The following is a 16,888-nucleotide window of genomic DNA, read 5'->3' as shown; positions in this document are numbered from 1 at the left end:
CCCCCGAACATCGCACTGTCCGCTATTCACCAATCCGATAGACCCGCTCCTCGCCCTGCGCCTTGTCCGAAGTGATGGCCAGGCCCAGCTTCTTCTTGAAGGCCCCAGCGAAGGTGCCGCGCACCGTGTGCGCTTGCCAGCCCGTGGCGTCCATGATCTGCGCAATGCTGGCCCCTTCGGGGCGTTGTAGCAACTCCAGCACCAGCGCCTGCTTACTGCCTGCCCGGGCCAACGTCGGGCGCTGTGGCGCTGCGGCGGCGGGGCCTCTAGCGGGCTGGGGCGCATCGCCCGCTGCCCACTGCCTTTGCGCCGCCTGGACGGCTTGATCCAATTCTGGGTCTGCTTCAACGGGGGCGTGGTGCGTTTTTGTAGCCACATCGCCGCCTCCTTGCTCATCCAGTGCCTGGTAGCCCGCATCCGAGACATGCCAGGCACCATCGACGTCGGTAATCAACTCTTGCTTGGCCAGGGCGCTGATGACCTTTTGTCGTGCGCCGCCCTTCAGATTGTCGGGATACCAGTAAATGCGTCCATCGCCCTGGGCTTGGGCTGCACGGTGCAGGATCGCGAGTTGGGTTGTGGTCAGTTTGGTCATGGTTGTTTTCCTTGTTAGGCCAGTCTGGCTGGCCCAGGGGGGGATCAGTTGGTTTGGGATTTTTCGAGCTGCTCTTTCAAGTCCAGGGCGTCGCAAACATCGTCGCGGCTGGCCACGTACTGGCCATCAACGAGGATGTCGTACCAGACGTGGCGCAGGGAGACGTTCTCCTCGGTGCTTGTCTTGCGCTCGATGGTGACTGTGGCCATGGTCGTACTCCTGTGCATTCGTGCTTGGCTTATTTGCCTTCGTTAAAAACCCGGTCGGTCAAGTTGGTGAGGACTTCCAGGTGCTGCGTCAAGTCGCCAACGTGGCCCCAGTTGATGTCCTCGGGGTTCAGGTCGAAGTGGTTGTCGAGGGCCCCTTGCAGGCGTGTGATGCGCGCCTGGATTTCGCCCACCAGGGCGACAAATTCGTTTTGGGCTTGGGCGTTGATGGCTTGGTTTTTCATGGTGGAGCTCCTACTTGGTGGTGTTCGTTGCGACACCTGTAGATTCGCGCTTCACACCATCAAAGCCAAGCATCCATGCGGGCTTTCAGCGATTTTGATTGATAAAGATTGATACAAGGAGTCGTCCATGACCCGAGAACGATGCGGGGCAAAAACCCGCGCAGGAACCCCCTGCCAGCAATGGCCCCTGGAGGGCAAACGGCGCTGCAAATTTCACGGAGGAGCCAGCACGGGGCCTGCCAAAGGCAACCAGAACGCCGCCAAGCACGGCATCTACGGCACGGTGCTGACCGATGAGGAAAAAGCCCGCTGGAAAGAAATCCAGCTGGGCAAGGTGGACGATGAGATCCGGCTCTGGCGCACGCGCCTGGTGCGGGCGCTCGCTGCCGAGCAGGCCGCCCGCGACAAGCCCGAGCTGGAAGAAATCGTGGCCCGCAAGATCGGCGGCGAAAACCAGCCCACCGCTGAAAAACGCTACAAGCGGCGCGACTACGCGGCGCTCATCGACCGCATTGGCGGCAGGATCGAGAGCCTGGAGAAAACCCGGATGGAACTCATGAAAACCGACTCAGAAGCCACCGAACAGACCGAGCCCATCGTGATCCAGATCCAGGCCGGTAGTCAGACAGGCGGGTCCGATTAAGGGCCACGGCATTCCATGCAAATCCGACTGACGACTCCGCAGGGTCGTTTTTTTTCGTCTGACGCACGCTTTGTCGCCATGGTCTCGGGCTTTGGGGCGGGCAAGACCAATACCCTGGTCTTGAAGATGCTGGAGCAAAAGTTCAAGTACCCCAAGGTAGACATGGGCTACTTTGCGCCGACCTATCCGCTGGTGCGCGACATCCTGTATCCGCGTATCAGCGACATCCTGGGCGAGGCGGGCTTGCGCTTTCGTATCCACCGCACCGAGCACGTCATCTACATCGCAGGCTTTGGCCGGATCATCTGCCGCACGATGGATGTGCCCGAGCGCATCATCGGCTTTGAGATCGGCCACGCCTTCATCGACGAGTTCGATACGCTCAAAACGCAGGCCGCGCTGGACGTCTGGCGCAAGATCATGGCCCGCATCCGGCAGAAGTTTCCCGACGGCAGCGAAAATCGCATCCTGGTGGCGACCACTCCGGAAGGGTTTCGGGCGACCTATCAGCTCTTTGCGTTAGAGACGCGCCCCGGCTACGAACTGGTGACCGCCAGCACCCACAGCAATGCCGCCAATCTGCCCGAGGGCTACATCGAGTCGCTGCGCATGCGCTATCCGCCCCAGCTAATCGAGGCCTATCTGGACGGGCGCTTTGTAAATATGGCCTCGGGTTCGGTGTATCCGGACTTCAGCCGGAAACTGAACCACACGCCCGCACAGCTGCGCCCAGACGAACCCGTGCACATCGGCATGGACTTTAACGTGCTCAACATGACGGCCGCCGTATCGGTCATTCGGGAGAACCAGCCCATTACGGTAGACGAAATCGTGGGCGTGCGCGACACCCCAGCCATGGCCCAAATCCTGGTCGCTCGCTTTACCAAGCGCGGGCACCCCGTCACCATCTACCCCGATGCCTCGGGCGCAGCCAGGCGGACGGTCAACGCAGCCGAATCCGATATTTCCATCCTGCGCACGGCAGGGCTGACGGTCCGTGCAAACGCGAGCAACCCCGCCGTGCGAGATCGGGTGAATGCCGTAAACGCCTTGATCCTGAACGATACGGGCGAGCGACGCTGGTTGATCAACACCGACCGCTGCCCGACGCTGTGCACCGCCTTGGAGCAGCAGGCCTACACCGAGGACGGCGAACCGGATAAACGCACCGGGTTCGATCACGCCGTCGATGCGGCAGGCTACTTCCTGTCTCATCGCTGGCCACTGGTGCGCCGCAGCGCCAGTCAATCTTCGATGTCCTTGTACTGATTATGACCACCGACACAGACACCCCTGCCGTTGCCCGTACCGCACCCGAGGTCCAGGCAATGGCCACGCACTGGCCGCTGATCGATGCCCTCCTGGCAGGCACCGCCGGGATGCGAGCGGCTGGCCGTCGCTACTTGCCCAAGCGCCGCCTGGAAGCCGACGAGGACTATGCCGTGCGCCTGCAAACGGCCACCCTCTACCCGGCGTTTTCCGAAACCGTGGGCACGATGGTGGGGCGCGTCTTCACGAAGCCCTTTCAGTACGGGGACAACATCCCGCAGGCCATCCTCGCCGACATCATTCCGGATGTGGACATGGAGCGGCGCAGCCTGCAGGAGTTTGCCCGCCTGTGGTTTGAAGATGCGCTCGCCTTTGGCATCTCCTTTGCGCTGGTGCTGGCCCCCGAGATGGATGCCAACCTGGCGGGCGTAGCCACCCGCAGCCAGGAACGCGCTGCTGGCCTTCGCCCCTACGTGAAGCTCGTGCGCCACGACCAGGTGATTGGCTGGCAAAGCGAACTGGTGGGCGGGACTGAGCGCCTGACCCAAGTGCGGATCAGGGAATTTGTCCACGAGGCCGCGAGCGAATACGCCATGCAGTGGACCGAGCAGATCCTGGTGCTTGAGCCCGGGGCGGCGCACACCTGGCGCAAGGACGCCCAGGGGCGCTGGCAAAGAGCGTCCCGTACGCTCATGTCTGCGGGCAAGCCTCTGGCCGACATTCCACTGGTTGCGCTCTACACCAAACGCACCGGGTTTATGACGGCCGAGCCGCCCTTGCTGGAGCTGGCCCAACTGAACGCCAAGCACTGGTGGCTGCAGTCCTCCATGGATCGTCTGATCGACACGGCCTGCGTGCCAATCCTCGCCCTAGTGGGCGTCACTGATGGCGATGTGGTGATCGGGGCCAACTCTGCCATCAATCTACCGCCAGGCGGTGATGCGCGCTATGTGGAGCACTCGGGTGCCGCCATTGCCGCCGGTCGCCAGGCACTCAAAGACCTGGAGGACACCATTCGCCAGGCGGGGGCCAAGCTCTTGCAGCGGTCCGACGCCACGATGACAGCCGCTCAGGCCCGCGAGGAAGCGGCGCGCGAGATCAGCCGCCTAGGTGTCATGGCCCAAAGCCTGGAGGACGCCTTGGACATCGTGCTGGACTGGTTTGCCCGCTGGATGAATCTGGGCGAGGAAGGTGGAAATCTGAGTATTCACGCCAACCTGGACCCGGACTTCGCGCCCACGGAGTCCATGCAGGTACTGCTGCAAATGTCTCTCGGTGGCAAATTGTCGGATGCCACGCTTTTTGCCGAGGCACAACGCCGAGGGCTGGTGTCCGACGATCTGACCTGGGAGATCGAACAGGCCCGCATCGGGGCCCAGCCTGATGGCGAAGTGGGATAAGGAAAGATCGATGGGAAAGGTTGAAACTGGGTTGCACGAAGCGATTACCAGGCGCATGATCGACCAGCAGGTGGACGCCTTGCGTCTTGCCGCGGGCCTGTCCAACGACGCCCAGGCCATCCTGGACGCCCTGGCTATCGCATTGCGTCAAACCCTGGCTACGCGCCCTCGCCGTCGCAGCACCCTGGAAAAACAAATCCAGCAAGCCCAAAAGCAGATTGAGCAGGCCTACCGCCAGCTGCAAGCCCTACAAACCCAGGCATTGCAAGATTACGCGCCGGTGCTGGCAGCGGACAATACCACGGCATTGCGGCAAATCATGCCGCAGGCCATAGGCATTGCCGCACCGGTGATACCGAAAATCGCTGACTTGCTGATTCTGGGCAGCCCCGCCAAAGACTGGTGGCAAGCCCAGGCCCGCAGCACACAGCAGGCATTTGCCAGGGAGCTGCGGCTGGGGTTTGTGAGCGGTCAGAGCACCGATGAGATCGCCGCCCGCATCATCGGAGCCCGGGCCACGCCAGGGATCTTGGACGTAAGCCGCAGGCAAGCCAGGCAACTGGTGCACACCAGCATCATGGCGCTGGCCAACCAGGTGCGCGAAGCGACCTACCAAGCCAACCAGGACGTGGTGCGGGGTCTGCGGTGGCTCGCCACGCTCGATGGCAGAACGTGCTTGTTTTGTGCAGCCCGTGACGGCCAACGCTACGGCTTGGATCACCGACCACTCGACCACGATCTGCCCTGGGAAGGGGGACCGGGGGCAAGCCACTTTGGCTGTCGCTGCGTGGCCACTGCCGTGCTGGTGCCTTTACAGGAATTGGGATTGGACGTGGATGATTTCACTGGATCAACCAGGGCAAGCATGGACGGCCAGGTTGATGCCAAGCTCACATTCGAGCACTGGCTGCAGGGCAAATCCAAAGCGTTTCAGGATGAGTACTTTGGCCCAGGACGAGCCGATCTGTGGCGCAACGGCCATCTGACGCTGGCTGAATTGCTGGATATGCGCGGTCGGCCATTGACGATTGATGCACTGAAAGAGAAGGTGGCCAGTGGATAACTTTTCGGTGCGAAATCGACCATTTCCGCGTTATCAGGACATTTATCGACCAGCGCAAGCACCAGTGGGTAAGTCAGTGGGCAGCTTGGCCGTCATTTTGCGAGTTACCCACTGATTAATGAAAAATTACCGCATTTTAGGCCTAGCCTAACAGGCGAATTAGACATAAAGCACGTTATGGGACTACGCATGATGCCCTTTAGGCCCGACCTAAAACCGCCTTGAAGTTACCCACTGCAGGTCTGCTGGCGCATCTGTCGCCTGGACCAGGCCGCACCACGCCAATGGTTTTCCCCCACACCGCCACCACACACACCGCCTGGTGGCTTTTTTATTGGAATTTCACATCATGAAATTAAAGCTTGATGATGCAGGCCATGTGGCCTTGCAAGACGGCCACCCCGTCTACATCCATGACGATGGCAAGGAGATCGCCTTTGATGCCCAGGCAAGTCTGGCCTCTATCGCACGGCTCACCCGAGAACTGAAGGACGCCAAGACCCAGGTCGAGGCCAATGCCACCCGCCTAAAAAACTTCGATGGCATCGAGGACCCCGACAAAGCCCGGGAAGCCTTGGCCACCGTCGAGAGCCTGCGTCAGAAAAAGCTCGTCGACGCAGGCGAACTCGATGCCGTCAAAGCCGAAATCAGCAAAGTCTTCGAAGGCAAGCTCACCGAGGCCGAGGCTCGCGCCAAGACACTCGAGCAGCAGCTCGTGGACGAAAAGATTGGCGGCAGCTTTGAGCGCTCGCCCTTCATCGCCAAAAAGCTCGCCATCCCGCCCGATATTGCCCGGGCGTTCTTTGGGGCGGCGTTCCGTCTTGAGGACGGTCGCACGGTGGCCTATGACGCCTCGGGCGAGAAGATCTACAGCCGGGTGCGACCTGGCGATCTGGCCGACTTCGATGAAGCCATGGAAGTGCTGGTCGAGCGCTACCCCCGGCGCGACGACATTTTAAAGGGCTCTGGCGCATCGGGCCTGAACACCACCTTGGCACAGGCTGGAAAGCCGGGGGCCAAGACCCTGTCTCGCAGCGCCTTTGATGCTCTGACTCCGAAGGATCGGGCGGGCTTTGTGCGCGATGGCGGCACCGTCACCGCGTAGTCAGCAGCACCTTCATCAGCACCTCCCCCTCCTGTGCACTTATCACCGGCCATCACCCGTTGGCCAGCCCCCTTTTTTTCCTCTGAATCTTCCTGCAAGGAGCCATCATGGCCAATACCCTGAACGATCTGATCCCCACCCTCTACGAGGCGCTCGACATCGTCTCGCGTGAAATGGTGGGCTTTATTCCGGCGGTCACTCGCAACTCGAGCGCCGCCCGCGCAGCGCTGGGCCAGGCTGTCAGCTACCCGGTTGCCCCGCCCGTGACACCCGCCGACATCGCCCCGGGCGTGACCGCCCCCAACGATGGCGATCAAACCATCGGCGTGGGCACGCTCACGATCCAGAAGTCGCGCAGCGCCTCCGTGCGCTGGAACGGCGAGGAGCAGCTGGCCGTTGGCCATTCCGGCCAGTACAACCAGGTGCTGCGCGACCAGTTCACGCAAGCCATGCGATCTTTGGTCAACGAGGTCGAGCAAGACCTGGGCGCGCTCTACGTCCACGCCTCACGGGCCATTGGCGTGGCTGGCACCACACCCTTTGGCACAGCCAACGACTTTACTGACTTTGCTGGGCTGCTGCGCATCCTGGACGAAAACGGGGCCCCCGCAACTGACCGCCAACTCGTGCTGGGCTCTGCTGCCATTGCCAATATCCGAGGCAAGCAGTCGGTGCTGTTCAAAGCCAACGAAGCGGGCACCGATGAACTACTGCGCCGGGGCATCGTCGGGCGCGTCGAAGGCTTGGACATCCACAACTCCGCAGGCACCCGCAGCCACACTAAGGGTACAAGCGCAGGACACCTGGTCAACGAGGCCTCTGGCGCAGCCCTTGGGGCCACCACCATCGGGGCCGATACCGGCACGGGCACCATCCTCGCGGGCGACGTACTCAAATTCGACTCCGATACTACACGCCTGTATGTGGTGGCCAGCGCCCTGGATGCCGGGGATTTCGTCATCAATGCCCCGGGGCTTCTGGTGCCGGTAGCCGATGACGCCCCCATCGCCGTGCAGGCGAGCTACGCGGCCAATCTGGGCTTTCATCGCTCGGCCATTCACCTGGTCACCCGAGCCCCGGCTATGCCCGAAGGCGGTGATGCGGCAGACGACGTGCTGGAAGTTACCGACCCCATCTCCGGCTTGTCGTTTCAGGTGGCTGTCTACCGCCAGTACCGCCAAGTGCGCTACGAGGTGGGCCTGGCCTGGGGCGTGAAGGCGGTCAAGCCTGAGCACATCGCCATTCTTCTGGGGTAATGCCATGGCAGCCAATAAATCCAAGGCTGCCTCTGGGCAGCCCACATCCACTGGCCTGGTCGTACTGGTGCGCGACGCCCCCGCACGGCCAGGGGGACCTATCCGAGCCGAAGTTCCAGGCGGTGACACTGAACCCTGGCTGCTCAAGGGGTGGCGACAAGAATCCATCCAGGCAGGCAATAAGGCGGCTGATGCGGCCCACCGTTCTGCCAAGGGTGATTCGTCAGCCACGCAGACAGCTTTGGAGGATCACGGCGATGGCGCTTGACACCGATATCAGCTCGCCTTCGATGGAAAGCTACGTCTCGGTGGATGACGCCGACCAATACCACACGGCCTTTGGGCACGCGGACTGGGCCCAGGCCAACACTACTGAAAAGGAAGCGGCGTTGCGCCGAGCCACCCAGTATCTGGACGCCCGCTACACCTTCAAGGGCGAACCCGATCAGCCCCAGCAGCCTCTGGCCTGGCCCAGACGGGGCCACCCTTGGCCTGAACGCCGAGTCGCTGCAGCCACCTGCGAACTGGCACTGCGGGCATTGAGCAATCCGCTATTGAGCGACGTGGCCCCACTGGGAGTGCGCCAGGAAACCATTGGGCCGCTGACCACCGTCTACTCCGAAGGAAGTGGTGACGGCCAGATCCGCTATGCCGTGGTCGACGACCTGCTGCGCGGCCTGATCGCAGGCGGCATCACCACGCGCCTGGAACGGGCCTGAGGCCAAGGAGGCTGTCATGCCCACAATCGACTACGCCGCCAAGGCCAAGTCCGCCGCCAAGCTGCTGGAGAAGTTTGGCGGGCCTATCACCCTGCGCCAAGTCATCCCCGGTGAATACAACCCGGCCACCAATCAGATGACGGAGGAAACCATCATCGACAAGCTGGCCGTAGGGGTGGTGCTGAACTATGAGCAGGACGTCATCGACGGCACCCGAATTCAGTCCCAGGACCGGGAAATTTACCTGGGTGCAGACGGCCTGGAAGCCCCAACCACAACCGACAAGGTGGTTATTGGCAGCAGTGTTTTCTCCATCCTAAACGTCCAGGCCATCCAGCCCTATGACGTGCCGGTGCTGTATGTGCTGCAGGTGCGCAGGTAGGCGCAGCCAATCAAGGGCCAGCGGCCACCTGCCACTTCTTTGCTGTTGTCTGTTTTCTATAGAGGACCCCCATGACCAATCCCTGCAAGGACGAGATCGACTCGATCCTCGCGCAGCAGCGCCTGCACACCGAGCAGATCCAGGAACTCTGCGAGGTGGTCAGGCGCATTGAAGCCGACACCGCAGGCATCGTGGACGTATTCCAGAGCCTGAACGGTGCTTTCAAGGTACTGCACTGCATTGGCAAACTCGCCCGCCCCATCGGCTGGATTGCCGCTGCCGTCACGGCAGTGGTCGCAGCCTGGGCTTCCATCAAACACGGAGTCATCAAATGAAAAAGCCACGCGGTATCCGCAATCACAATCCTGGGAACCTGCGCTGGGGCGATCCCTGGCAGGGACTGGTGCCAGTCAAACAGCGCACCGATAAGGCGTTTTGCCAGTTCGTGTCCGCTGCCTACGGTATCCGGGCCCTGGCAAGGACACTGATTACCTACCAGGACAAGCACGGACTTCACACCGTGCGCCAAATCATCAGCCGCTGGGCCCCCTCGTCCGAAAATGACACGCAGGCCTACGTCCAGGCTGTCGCCAGCCAGATCGGTCGGAGCGCCGATGATCGGCTGGATATGCAGTCCTATCGGGATATCAAGGCGGTGACTGAGGCGATTATCCGGCACGAGAACGGTCACGGAGGCCAAGCCACACCCAACACATGGTACGACATCCAAACCGTCGACAAAGGGCTGGCCCTGTCTGGCATCGAACCACCCAAAAAGGCAGCGGGCCCCGTCCCTGTCACTCGCGAGACCATCGGTGCGACCGCCACCGGTGGAATGGGCATCGCCCAGATCGCAGACGTCTTGCCACAGGTGTCTGACGCCATCAGCCAGGCGAACGGCCACCTCACCAGTGGCTCGGCCGTGCGTATGGGCATCGGCGTCACGCTTGTGGCCATCGCCATCTTCATTGCCTGGGCGCAGATCCGTCGCCACCAGGCGGGGACGCTGTGATGTGGACGTCGATTTGGGCTCGTCTCCAGGGGTGGCTGCTGATGGCCGGAGCCGCTCTGCTTGTCCTTGTCGGTGCATATGCCGCCGGGGGTCGGTCTGCCAAACGGTCAGCAGATCTGGATACTGCCCGAAGAAACCTAGGCATGAAAAGGAGGGCCGACCATGTGGCTCAGGAAATTGATGCACTGGACGATGGTGCTGTCCGTCGTCATGCTCGTCGTTGGGTGCGCGGCCAAGAGCGGTGACTACTGCGACATTGCCAAGCCGATCTGGTGGAATAGCACCCAGGAGATGGAGGCCAGCCCTGTAGGAGTTACCAGGCAGATCATCGCGCACAACGAAACCTGGATAGCTATATGTAGTCGATAAAATACCCCGGCCTGCGAAAGATGCTGATGTTCCCGCAACAAGCATTTCGTTCCCCTCCATCTACTGCGATCAACAGGCCTAACGAGTCAGCCAAAAAAAAGGGGGGGGTATCGCACAACGTTATTTCAGGATACGATTCTATCAATTTGATAGATTGAGGCTACCACCTGATGACATTGACGCCACAAGAACAACTTCAATACGATGCCTGTAATCCTGAGCCTGTGCGAATTGAACACTTCAACTCTCGCGCAAGCATCCCATGCGGCGTAACGATTGAGCACCTCTGCGCTGCAATGAATGATTTTCTTGGCTTCATCCAGATGGTGAATGTGCGATTGTATGAAAACAATACGCAGCGACTGGAAGCGATGCTCATGCCAGCGAACTTCAGTAGCATGGTCGGCGAGTTCATGAGCGCCAACCTGCCAAAACACTCCCCAGGTATCGTGAAGAATACTTATCACAACGGTCACCCCGACATGCTACCCGCTGGGCGCTATCCCGGAGATTCATTACAGCATGGCACGGAAGGCATCGAGGTCAAAGGATCACGCTATCTCCGAGGCTGGCAGGGGCATAACGCAGAAGATACCTGGTTAATGGTGTTCATGTACGACAGTAATCGTCCTGTAGATGCTGGCACGAAGGGCCGTCCTGCCCTACCATTCCGTTTTCTGCGTGTTGTCGGTGCGCAGCTCACCAAAGCCGATTGGAGTTTCTCGGGAAGATCAGCAACCAGCCGCCGTACGATCACAGCAAGCGTCACCACCTCCGGATATCAGAAAATGATGGCGAACTGGATCTACAACGCGCCGGACCAACCGATGTAGTCAAATGAGATGGAGCTGAGATTCCAGCCCCACCTCCTTCGTGACGAAGGCGTGTACATCAGACATTGCAAGCAGCGGAATGGCTTCACCAGCCATATCAAAATAATCTTGATATCGCTCGATGCCGACACAATGCAGCCCTAACGCTTCAGCTGCCGCAACCGTTGAGCCGGAGCCCAAGAAGGGATCAGCGATTACCCCCTCCCCCAGCGGAAGCGCAGCACGTACTAATTGGCGCATCAGCGACTGCGGTTTGATGCTAGGATGGTTGGCAATTTCACGCTCTCGCTTCGGAGTTCGTTCGCTGACCACAACATCCGTGAACGGGTTGCCATCGGCCAGTCGTCGTAATCCGCCTGTTTGATAGGTGCGCAAGCATTCAGCAACTGTCATCTTGGCAGGAATCGGTTTGCGGAAAATACCCCATGGCTCATAGCACCCTCGGGGCATAGAGCACACATCAGGAAATTCACCCTCTGCGTTCTTGGGGCGGTCGCCGCCGCGTAAGGTACGCACAAGCCGGATGAACTCGCCCCGGAACTCTAAGCCGCTGCGAACCAATGCGCCAAATACAAGTTGCGAAAGAAAGGAGTTGCTGGCAAGTAGCACATGGCCGCCAGGACGCAATGCATGCATGACTTGCGTACCCCACTCATAGAAAAAACGGTCAACCGATGCGCGCTCCTTCCTATCTAGTGCAGTAAAACGTGGCAGGGGTGAACGCACATGCCCGTCAAACGAAGGAGGGATGCGCCAGATACCCCCGTTGCCATTTTCCTTCTTCTCCAGTTGGTCAAAATCGTACTCCTTCACACCATAGGGCGGGTCAGTGACGACTGCATGCAACGAGTCTTCAGGCAGCCTTCCCAGCCACTCAAAGCAATCTGCATGAACTATGCCGGTGTGACGAAATGTGCGATGTTGATAGTCGAGTGCTAATGCCTTCAAATCTGCCAATTACGAATCTCCTATGTGCAGGTCACCAGCATAAAAGGCATGTACTGCCTACCCTAGACGAGGCAAGCCGGATTGTAGTCCATGCCCCTGCAAGAGGCCTGGTCATCCCTGTTTGCCATAAGTTGCCATCAAGTACACGAATCATCAAGTCGTCCGCACCAGTCCAAAAGCTAGTAGCAGCAAGACCAAGACATCCCCAAGTACGTCGTGTCAATCTGCGTCTGCAGCAAAAGAATGATCTCTGTGCCTTCAGGCATACATAGGATCGGTACATTTAGTATGCCCGGGCAGCGCCATTTGCTCGCATCCGCACTGAATCGCCCTATAGATGCCAACGCCTAATAGGCGTCTATGACGCGCTCCCGTTTTGCACCGTAGTAATTGCCTTATCAAAGTCGCCTTCAGGCACAGGACTTTCCACACAAAACGCGAGAGAGCCAAGAAAATTCGGACATGCAGTACTGATCGATTTTGGATCGAATATAGTGGTCGCCTGTGTCATGGTTGGCGATACATAGGTAGTAATTTTCATCTTTATATTTTGCGAAGATTAACCACTCTCCAGTGTATTGGTGGCGCCTTTTCCGTTCCACTATCCCCATATTCAAGATTTCTTGAGTCATCTCTCCAGATGCCGCCCACGGATCCACCTCGTCGCTGGAGAACATCGGAGAACTTCGTTGTAAGGCATTTTTTATGTTTTTCAGTGCCGACCCAATCCCCGGCTCAATGTAATGCTTGTGCCACAGTCCTGCCAGAGGCTTACGCTTGTACTCTTTAGCTTCTTTTGTACCGCAAGAAATACCACCTTCAAGTTCACGGATTGCCGCCAGCACCGCACCTGGATTTAACTCTGGTTTACTATCAGTGAGTCGATATTGAAGCTGTTTCAGTAAATAGTTGCAATATCGAGTTTTTGGTACAACTTGATCAATACGGATTAGCTTCGCGAACTCATCGGAATCTAGTGTTCTTAAAATACTCATTCGTATACCATCGACCCTCTACCGTCGGCAAATCACTTGCATTCCAAGCGGAAAATCATAAATGAAAGAAACTTTATTTTCGATAACGTTAATATCATTGGACATCCTGGTTGACCGTGACCACCCAGTCCCGCATGGTAATTTCCCATCTCCAGCAGCAGGCTTTCGCAGAATATGCTAACGGATGGAGATTTTGTTTCCGGATAATAATCAATCTGCCCAATGACTTGTGGGTGCGCTTGTTGTTGTAGGTCCAGACCCATTCGGTGGTCCCTTGCTGTACTTCCTCCAGGCTGCTAAACAGGTCCTTAGCCAACCAATCATAACGCACGGTACGGTTGTAGCGCCCGACGGTCCACTGCTTCACTTCTCCAGCATCACCAACCGCACAATGCTGTCGAATTCACTCAGCATGTCAGGGTGTTTCTTCGTCAGATGGCGCAGCACCGCTTCGTTGGCCATGAGCTTTGCCAGATACCCCTTGGCCAGCACCAGGTTGAGCACATCCTGCCCATAGGTCTGCTCGGCTAGATTGAACTGTTCCTGGATGTACCCCATCTCGCGTTCCATCTTGGCCATCTGGTCAGCTATCACTCTGGGCACTTGCGCGGTTTCACCTGTCGAACCAGCAAGGAGCTTGCCATCGCAGCGAATAGGGCACTAGCCCAGCAGGAGACGCCTGTACTCACTTTCGAGGTATGCGTCAACTGCTTCTACATCCATCCTGCCATTTTGGCACCAGGCTTTCAGCTCCTTCAAGGCCAGGGTTCCAAACCGAATCCACGCCACCAGATTACTGCGGAGCAAAAACTGGATCATGTTACCTCCAGATCGGATCGCCGCATCAGCCCCATCCATCAGGCACAGCACTCCATGAGCGATCAACAGCATTCGTCGAAGCTCCGGGTCGTTAGCAATAGGCATACACTCGGCCCAGGACCTCTTGTGATAAAACCGCCGTTTGGCCATCCAAGTAACGCGTGTCAGTAGTTCGGAAACCAGTACAGGTATCGCTAAAGCCAACCCATGACGGAAGTCGTATCCTTGTTCGAATACCTGCACAGCAACTTTGGCAAAGGTCTGCCTGTGTTGTCCGAATTCCCCCACATTTATGAACTGCAGTAGGGAATAGAACGGGATGGGAATCCCCGATCCACGCTCTTGAGCGCCAGATGATCCGGCCACATCGGAGAACAGATGCCCAAGCCAGTTCACAAACCCGGAAAATAGCTTGGAGACCAGGTTAGATCCCTTCAGCTCAAAGGTCTTGGTATCAATGCTGATAAGCTTACCATTGTCAACGAAATGGGCCGTGCTGGTGAACTGAGCCAGAATAGAAAAGAACAACCCTACTAAATCCGGTGAGTGAGCTAGGCTCTTGAGATGATGATTGCGAGTGCTCATGTTGAACGAGCCGCCCACATCACCACCATGACGATGATCGTAATTAACCTTGTACCGTCGTTCAAGAAAGCCTATAGCGCTAGCCGCTGGATCTTTACCTTCTCTCGGGCCTGTCCAGCCATTCCATGAGGCGAATTTCTGTACCGCTTTGTCCGTCATGTCATCTGTGAACTTGGGAAGAACTCCCTGTCCAGGCAGACCAACGAACAGTACATCAATCAATCCGCCGATCAAGCCACAAGCACCTGCGAGCATGTAATCATACTTATCGCAACTCGCTCCCTTGAACGAAAACTCGTCCTTAATCCGCTTCTCCAAGGCAATACGCTGGCTGACGCTCATCAAATCCCGAAACGGATCCTGCCTGAAATCAATTTGGTTGCGATTCGCGTAGGCATCAACCTGATCCAAGTAGCCTTGCCAATCCACTCCGTCGGTGAACTCGATATAATCCAGAGTTTCGATAGTTGGCCGAGCCAACATTTCGTAGCTCTGCACATACAGACTGCTATCCACTAGATTTGCATCCTGCGCATCTACCTCGAAAACCACATGGCTTTCAGTGATGATGGCTTCCGCTTGAGCCAGCATCAATTCAAGTTCTTGCGAATTCTCAGCTTGCCCGCCCAATATCTCATCTAGCGCCCCTCCGAGGTGCCCCACCTGGCGCTGGGCTGTATCCAGCTGATGCTTCTGCACCAATTGGGCTTGGGCTTGATCGATTAAGGGGGTCTTTTTATTCATGAAAAGATGCCGGCGAACTTGTCCTTAGCCTTGCCAGCAACATCTGCGGCAGCACCCTTGATTACATCGTTCACGTTGAAGTAACCAATGGCCTCAAAGGCCTTTGCCAGGTTCTCTAAATCCTTGGTGGCAACATCCGGTTTAACCACTAGCCGCATAACCTCAATTTTTTGACCATCCTTTTCCTGGGTAAAGGAACGTTCTTCATAGAAGCCTCGGATAAAGTCGCACAGCTCAGCCTTGGTTGGCTCTTTGGTCAGCATCCTTAGTTTGCCCTCATCCAAGAACTTCGCACAACGGAGTTTAGTAGCGCTATTCTGGGCGATATCGGACTTGCCGGTGAGCACCTTGCCAGCACTTGTCATTTGGCTCATCAGAGCCATAAGCTTTCTGATCTGCTGCTCCTGAGAACCGTGCTCGAGTATGGCCTGATTCAGCCGCACTGTGATGTGGTTAATGTCTTGAATCAACAGGGAAATAGTAGTTTGGGTTTGCTTAATCACCTCATTGAGCATCAATTCTCGGCGCTTGGAGCGGGTGAGCTCGTTGGCACCAGTCAACTTGCGCACGCCCGCGTAGGCACCCACGCCGATCAATACCGCTACCCCGATACCCGTTGCCATGCTCGACAATCCCAGCATGCCTCCCATACCTAAGGTGGCCAGCCCAGACGTTAGCCCAGCAGCTGACATACCTACGACCGAGCCAGACAGGTACACCGCGGCAAGAGGAGTACCCACTGCTGCAGCCTTCGCAGAGAGCGACTTTAAAGCGCTGACAACCTGATCATCCGTCACGTCTTCTTTGAGCATGTCGTGATCATTGCAGATCGCCATAACGGTAAGTTCGATCTCCTCATCGGTTACCTTTAGCAAAGCGCGATTTTTCTGCAGAAAGGCAAAATCAGCGGTGGATGTACCGCCTGTGCAGAAGAAAAGATTGATCAGATCCTTGACCAAAGAAATATGTAACGATTTGATCTGCCCGTCCGGGCATTCGCTTTCTATCTGGGCCAGTAGTACGTCGAAGGCTATGCTTTGCTCGGCGTCCGCCATATAAACACGTAGGTCAAAGCGGGATTCTGTGCTGAGGTTCAGACGAGTCATTAGCAGCAGGATTTCCGCGAACTCCTTGGCATCAATGACCGCGTCGTTGTCATACGCCATATTCACGATGGCTTTTACGTAAGCCACCTTGACCGACTCTTGCATTTCATCAATGGGGATCAGCTGCCTCTCTTCCTTGAACTCTTGGAAGTTGCTGTGCAGACCCTGCAATACAGAGGCCAAAGCTGCATAATCACACTCAAGCAAACTCTTGATGACCACGCTGGTAGCGTCATTACGGGTTACCAGAATCGAATCTTCCACCTTATCCTGTTTGCTGCCAACTTTGGTTTGCACATGTTCAATGGAAGCTATAGAGCTATAGCTGATGTGTATAGGATCGGCAAAGCTCGCTCGATAGATTAATTGTTCGCCCGTGAACAATAGGCCATCTTTACCACTGCCGAATAACGTATTGTCGAACAGTGCTACTACGTTGCTCGGGCTGCCGGAATAGCCGAAGGCCTTGACCGCATTGTTGAGTTTTTTTTCATCAATGCCGGGTGCGATAGTAATATTTTTACGGGAAATTGACCCAAGATTTTCCCGCAAGTAGACGTTTACGCTCATAGAAATCTCGATTGGATGTTATTA

Annotated in this window: 20 protein-coding genes; 11 read left to right on the top strand and 9 right to left on the bottom strand. The window is 57.4% G+C overall.

Annotation, left to right across the window (positions count from 1 at the left end):
* Nucleotides 1-22: 22 nt before the first annotated feature.
* The 3 genes from BN940_RS02770 to BN940_RS02765 are packed head-to-tail and all read right to left on the bottom strand — an operon-like array spanning nucleotide 23 to nucleotide 1,046.
* Complete coding sequence (locus BN940_RS02770) at nucleotides 23-595, bottom strand: DUF3489 domain-containing protein (RefSeq protein ID WP_043679896.1); 573 nt, start codon at nucleotides 593-595, stop codon at nucleotides 23-25.
* 44 nt (nucleotides 596-639) lie between these two features.
* Entirely contained in the window at nucleotides 640-804 is a 165-nt protein-coding gene (locus BN940_RS19185; RefSeq protein WP_158386225.1) for a hypothetical protein, read from the bottom strand.
* Between the two features lie 29 nt (nucleotides 805-833).
* On the bottom strand, nucleotides 834-1,046 hold the full coding sequence (locus BN940_RS02765) for a hypothetical protein (protein ID WP_043679894.1): 213 nt from the start codon (nucleotides 1,044-1,046) through the stop codon (nucleotides 834-836).
* 127 nt (nucleotides 1,047-1,173) lie between these two features.
* On the opposite strand from BN940_RS02765, the gene BN940_RS02760 reads away from it, so the two are divergent.
* From BN940_RS02760 to BN940_RS18235, 11 genes are all read left to right on the top strand, one after another.
* Entirely contained in the window at nucleotides 1,174-1,689 is a 516-nt protein-coding gene (locus tag BN940_RS02760; protein ID WP_052355551.1) for an HGGxSTG domain-containing protein, read from the top strand.
* A gap of 15 nt (nucleotides 1,690-1,704) precedes the next feature.
* A complete protein-coding gene (locus tag BN940_RS02755) occupies nucleotides 1,705-2,958 on the top strand; it encodes a terminase large subunit domain-containing protein (protein WP_043679891.1) in 1,254 nt (417 codons plus the stop codon).
* 2 nt (nucleotides 2,959-2,960) lie between these two features.
* Nucleotides 2,961-4,358, top strand: a complete 1,398-nt coding sequence (locus BN940_RS02750; RefSeq protein ID WP_043679889.1) for a DUF4055 domain-containing protein — start codon at nucleotides 2,961-2,963, stop codon at nucleotides 4,356-4,358.
* 10 nt (nucleotides 4,359-4,368) lie between these two features.
* A complete protein-coding gene (locus BN940_RS02745; protein ID WP_043679885.1) occupies nucleotides 4,369-5,421 on the top strand; it encodes a phage minor head protein in 1,053 nt (350 codons plus the stop codon).
* Nucleotides 5,422-5,770: 349 nt separating this feature from the next.
* Nucleotides 5,771-6,526 (top strand): DUF6651 domain-containing protein, encoded by a 756-nt coding sequence (locus tag BN940_RS02740; RefSeq protein WP_043679882.1) that lies wholly within the window; start codon nucleotides 5,771-5,773, stop codon nucleotides 6,524-6,526.
* Nucleotides 6,527-6,633: 107 nt separating this feature from the next.
* Nucleotides 6,634-7,782 carry a major capsid protein gene (locus tag BN940_RS02735; RefSeq protein ID WP_043679880.1) on the top strand — a complete coding sequence of 383 codons (1,149 nt, stop codon included), beginning with the start codon at nucleotides 6,634-6,636 and terminating at the stop codon, nucleotides 7,780-7,782.
* Nucleotides 7,783-8,039: 257 nt separating this feature from the next.
* Nucleotides 8,040-8,501: a DnaT-like ssDNA-binding protein gene (locus tag BN940_RS18780; RefSeq protein ID WP_043679877.1), complete on the top strand. Its 462-nt coding sequence runs from the start codon at nucleotides 8,040-8,042 to the stop codon at nucleotides 8,499-8,501.
* A gap of 16 nt (nucleotides 8,502-8,517) precedes the next feature.
* Nucleotides 8,518-8,883 carry a hypothetical protein gene (locus tag BN940_RS02725; protein WP_052355550.1) on the top strand — a complete coding sequence of 122 codons (366 nt, stop codon included), beginning with the start codon at nucleotides 8,518-8,520 and terminating at the stop codon, nucleotides 8,881-8,883.
* Between the two features lie 71 nt (nucleotides 8,884-8,954).
* Nucleotides 8,955-9,218 carry a hypothetical protein gene (locus tag BN940_RS02720; RefSeq protein WP_043679874.1) on the top strand — a complete coding sequence of 88 codons (264 nt, stop codon included), beginning with the start codon at nucleotides 8,955-8,957 and terminating at the stop codon, nucleotides 9,216-9,218.
* Complete coding sequence (locus BN940_RS02715; RefSeq protein WP_043679871.1) at nucleotides 9,215-9,895, top strand: membrane protein; 681 nt, start codon at nucleotides 9,215-9,217, stop codon at nucleotides 9,893-9,895. Before BN940_RS02720 ends, BN940_RS02715 begins: the two co-directional genes overlap by 4 nt.
* A 539-nt stretch (nucleotides 9,896-10,434) precedes the next feature.
* Nucleotides 10,435-11,097 carry a hypothetical protein gene (locus BN940_RS18235; protein ID WP_084330474.1) on the top strand — a complete coding sequence of 221 codons (663 nt, stop codon included), beginning with the start codon at nucleotides 10,435-10,437 and terminating at the stop codon, nucleotides 11,095-11,097.
* Here the strand turns inward: BN940_RS18235 and BN940_RS18230 are convergent, their stop codons facing one another.
* The 6 genes from BN940_RS18230 to BN940_RS02695 all read right to left on the bottom strand — a co-directional run bounded on the left by BN940_RS18230 (nucleotide 11,098) and on the right by BN940_RS02695 (nucleotide 16,864).
* Entirely contained in the window at nucleotides 11,098-12,054 is a 957-nt protein-coding gene (locus tag BN940_RS18230) for a DNA-methyltransferase (RefSeq protein WP_162177836.1), read from the bottom strand.
* A gap of 401 nt (nucleotides 12,055-12,455) precedes the next feature.
* On the bottom strand, nucleotides 12,456-13,040 hold the full coding sequence (locus BN940_RS18775) for a hypothetical protein (RefSeq protein ID WP_148304867.1): 585 nt from the start codon (nucleotides 13,038-13,040) through the stop codon (nucleotides 12,456-12,458).
* 94 nt (nucleotides 13,041-13,134) lie between these two features.
* Entirely contained in the window at nucleotides 13,135-13,407 is a 273-nt protein-coding gene (locus BN940_RS18225) for an integrase core domain-containing protein (RefSeq protein WP_158386223.1), read from the bottom strand.
* The gene (locus BN940_RS02705; RefSeq protein ID WP_052355549.1) at nucleotides 13,404-13,619 is read right to left on the bottom strand and encodes a plasmid partitioning protein RepB C-terminal domain-containing protein; all 216 of its coding nucleotides are present in this window, start codon (nucleotides 13,617-13,619) and stop codon (nucleotides 13,404-13,406) included. Before BN940_RS02705 ends, BN940_RS18225 begins: the two co-directional genes overlap by 4 nt.
* 81 nt (nucleotides 13,620-13,700) lie before the next feature.
* Complete coding sequence (locus tag BN940_RS02700) at nucleotides 13,701-15,188, bottom strand: hypothetical protein (RefSeq protein ID WP_043679866.1); 1,488 nt, start codon at nucleotides 15,186-15,188, stop codon at nucleotides 13,701-13,703.
* Complete coding sequence (locus BN940_RS02695; protein WP_043679864.1) at nucleotides 15,185-16,864, bottom strand: hypothetical protein; 1,680 nt, start codon at nucleotides 16,862-16,864, stop codon at nucleotides 15,185-15,187. Before BN940_RS02695 ends, BN940_RS02700 begins: the two co-directional genes overlap by 4 nt.
* Nucleotides 16,865-16,888: the final 24 nt, after the last annotated feature.

Source organism: Castellaniella defragrans 65Phen (assembly GCF_000612685.1).
Taxonomy (GTDB): domain Bacteria; phylum Pseudomonadota; class Gammaproteobacteria; order Burkholderiales; family Burkholderiaceae_B; genus Castellaniella; species Castellaniella defragrans.
This window is presented reverse-complemented; position numbering and strand designations above follow the sequence as displayed.

Coding starts and splice junctions, on each gene's coding strand:
- BN940_RS02770 (WP_043679896.1), bottom strand. CDS start 595: ATGACCAAACTGACCACAACCCAACTCGCGATCCTGCACCGTGCAGCC.
- BN940_RS19185 (WP_158386225.1), bottom strand. CDS start 804: ATGGCCACAGTCACCATCGAGCGCAAGACAAGCACCGAGGAGAACGTC.
- BN940_RS02765 (WP_043679894.1), bottom strand. CDS start 1,046: ATGAAAAACCAAGCCATCAACGCCCAAGCCCAAAACGAATTTGTCGCC.
- BN940_RS02760 (WP_052355551.1), top strand. CDS start 1,174: ATGACCCGAGAACGATGCGGGGCAAAAACCCGCGCAGGAACCCCCTGC.
- BN940_RS02755 (WP_043679891.1), top strand. CDS start 1,705: ATGCAAATCCGACTGACGACTCCGCAGGGTCGTTTTTTTTCGTCTGAC.
- BN940_RS02750 (WP_043679889.1), top strand. CDS start 2,961: ATGACCACCGACACAGACACCCCTGCCGTTGCCCGTACCGCACCCGAG.
- BN940_RS02745 (WP_043679885.1), top strand. CDS start 4,369: ATGGGAAAGGTTGAAACTGGGTTGCACGAAGCGATTACCAGGCGCATG.
- BN940_RS02740 (WP_043679882.1), top strand. CDS start 5,771: ATGAAATTAAAGCTTGATGATGCAGGCCATGTGGCCTTGCAAGACGGC.
- BN940_RS02735 (WP_043679880.1), top strand. CDS start 6,634: ATGGCCAATACCCTGAACGATCTGATCCCCACCCTCTACGAGGCGCTC.
- BN940_RS18780 (WP_043679877.1), top strand. CDS start 8,040: ATGGCGCTTGACACCGATATCAGCTCGCCTTCGATGGAAAGCTACGTC.
- BN940_RS02725 (WP_052355550.1), top strand. CDS start 8,518: ATGCCCACAATCGACTACGCCGCCAAGGCCAAGTCCGCCGCCAAGCTG.
- BN940_RS02720 (WP_043679874.1), top strand. CDS start 8,955: ATGACCAATCCCTGCAAGGACGAGATCGACTCGATCCTCGCGCAGCAG.
- BN940_RS02715 (WP_043679871.1), top strand. CDS start 9,215: ATGAAAAAGCCACGCGGTATCCGCAATCACAATCCTGGGAACCTGCGC.
- BN940_RS18235 (WP_084330474.1), top strand. CDS start 10,435: ATGACATTGACGCCACAAGAACAACTTCAATACGATGCCTGTAATCCT.
- BN940_RS18775 (WP_148304867.1), bottom strand. CDS start 13,040: ATGAGTATTTTAAGAACACTAGATTCCGATGAGTTCGCGAAGCTAATC.
- BN940_RS02705 (WP_052355549.1), bottom strand. CDS start 13,619: ATGGCCAAGATGGAACGCGAGATGGGGTACATCCAGGAACAGTTCAAT.
- BN940_RS02700 (WP_043679866.1), bottom strand. CDS start 15,188: ATGAATAAAAAGACCCCCTTAATCGATCAAGCCCAAGCCCAATTGGTG.
- BN940_RS02695 (WP_043679864.1), bottom strand. CDS start 16,864: ATGAGCGTAAACGTCTACTTGCGGGAAAATCTTGGGTCAATTTCCCGT.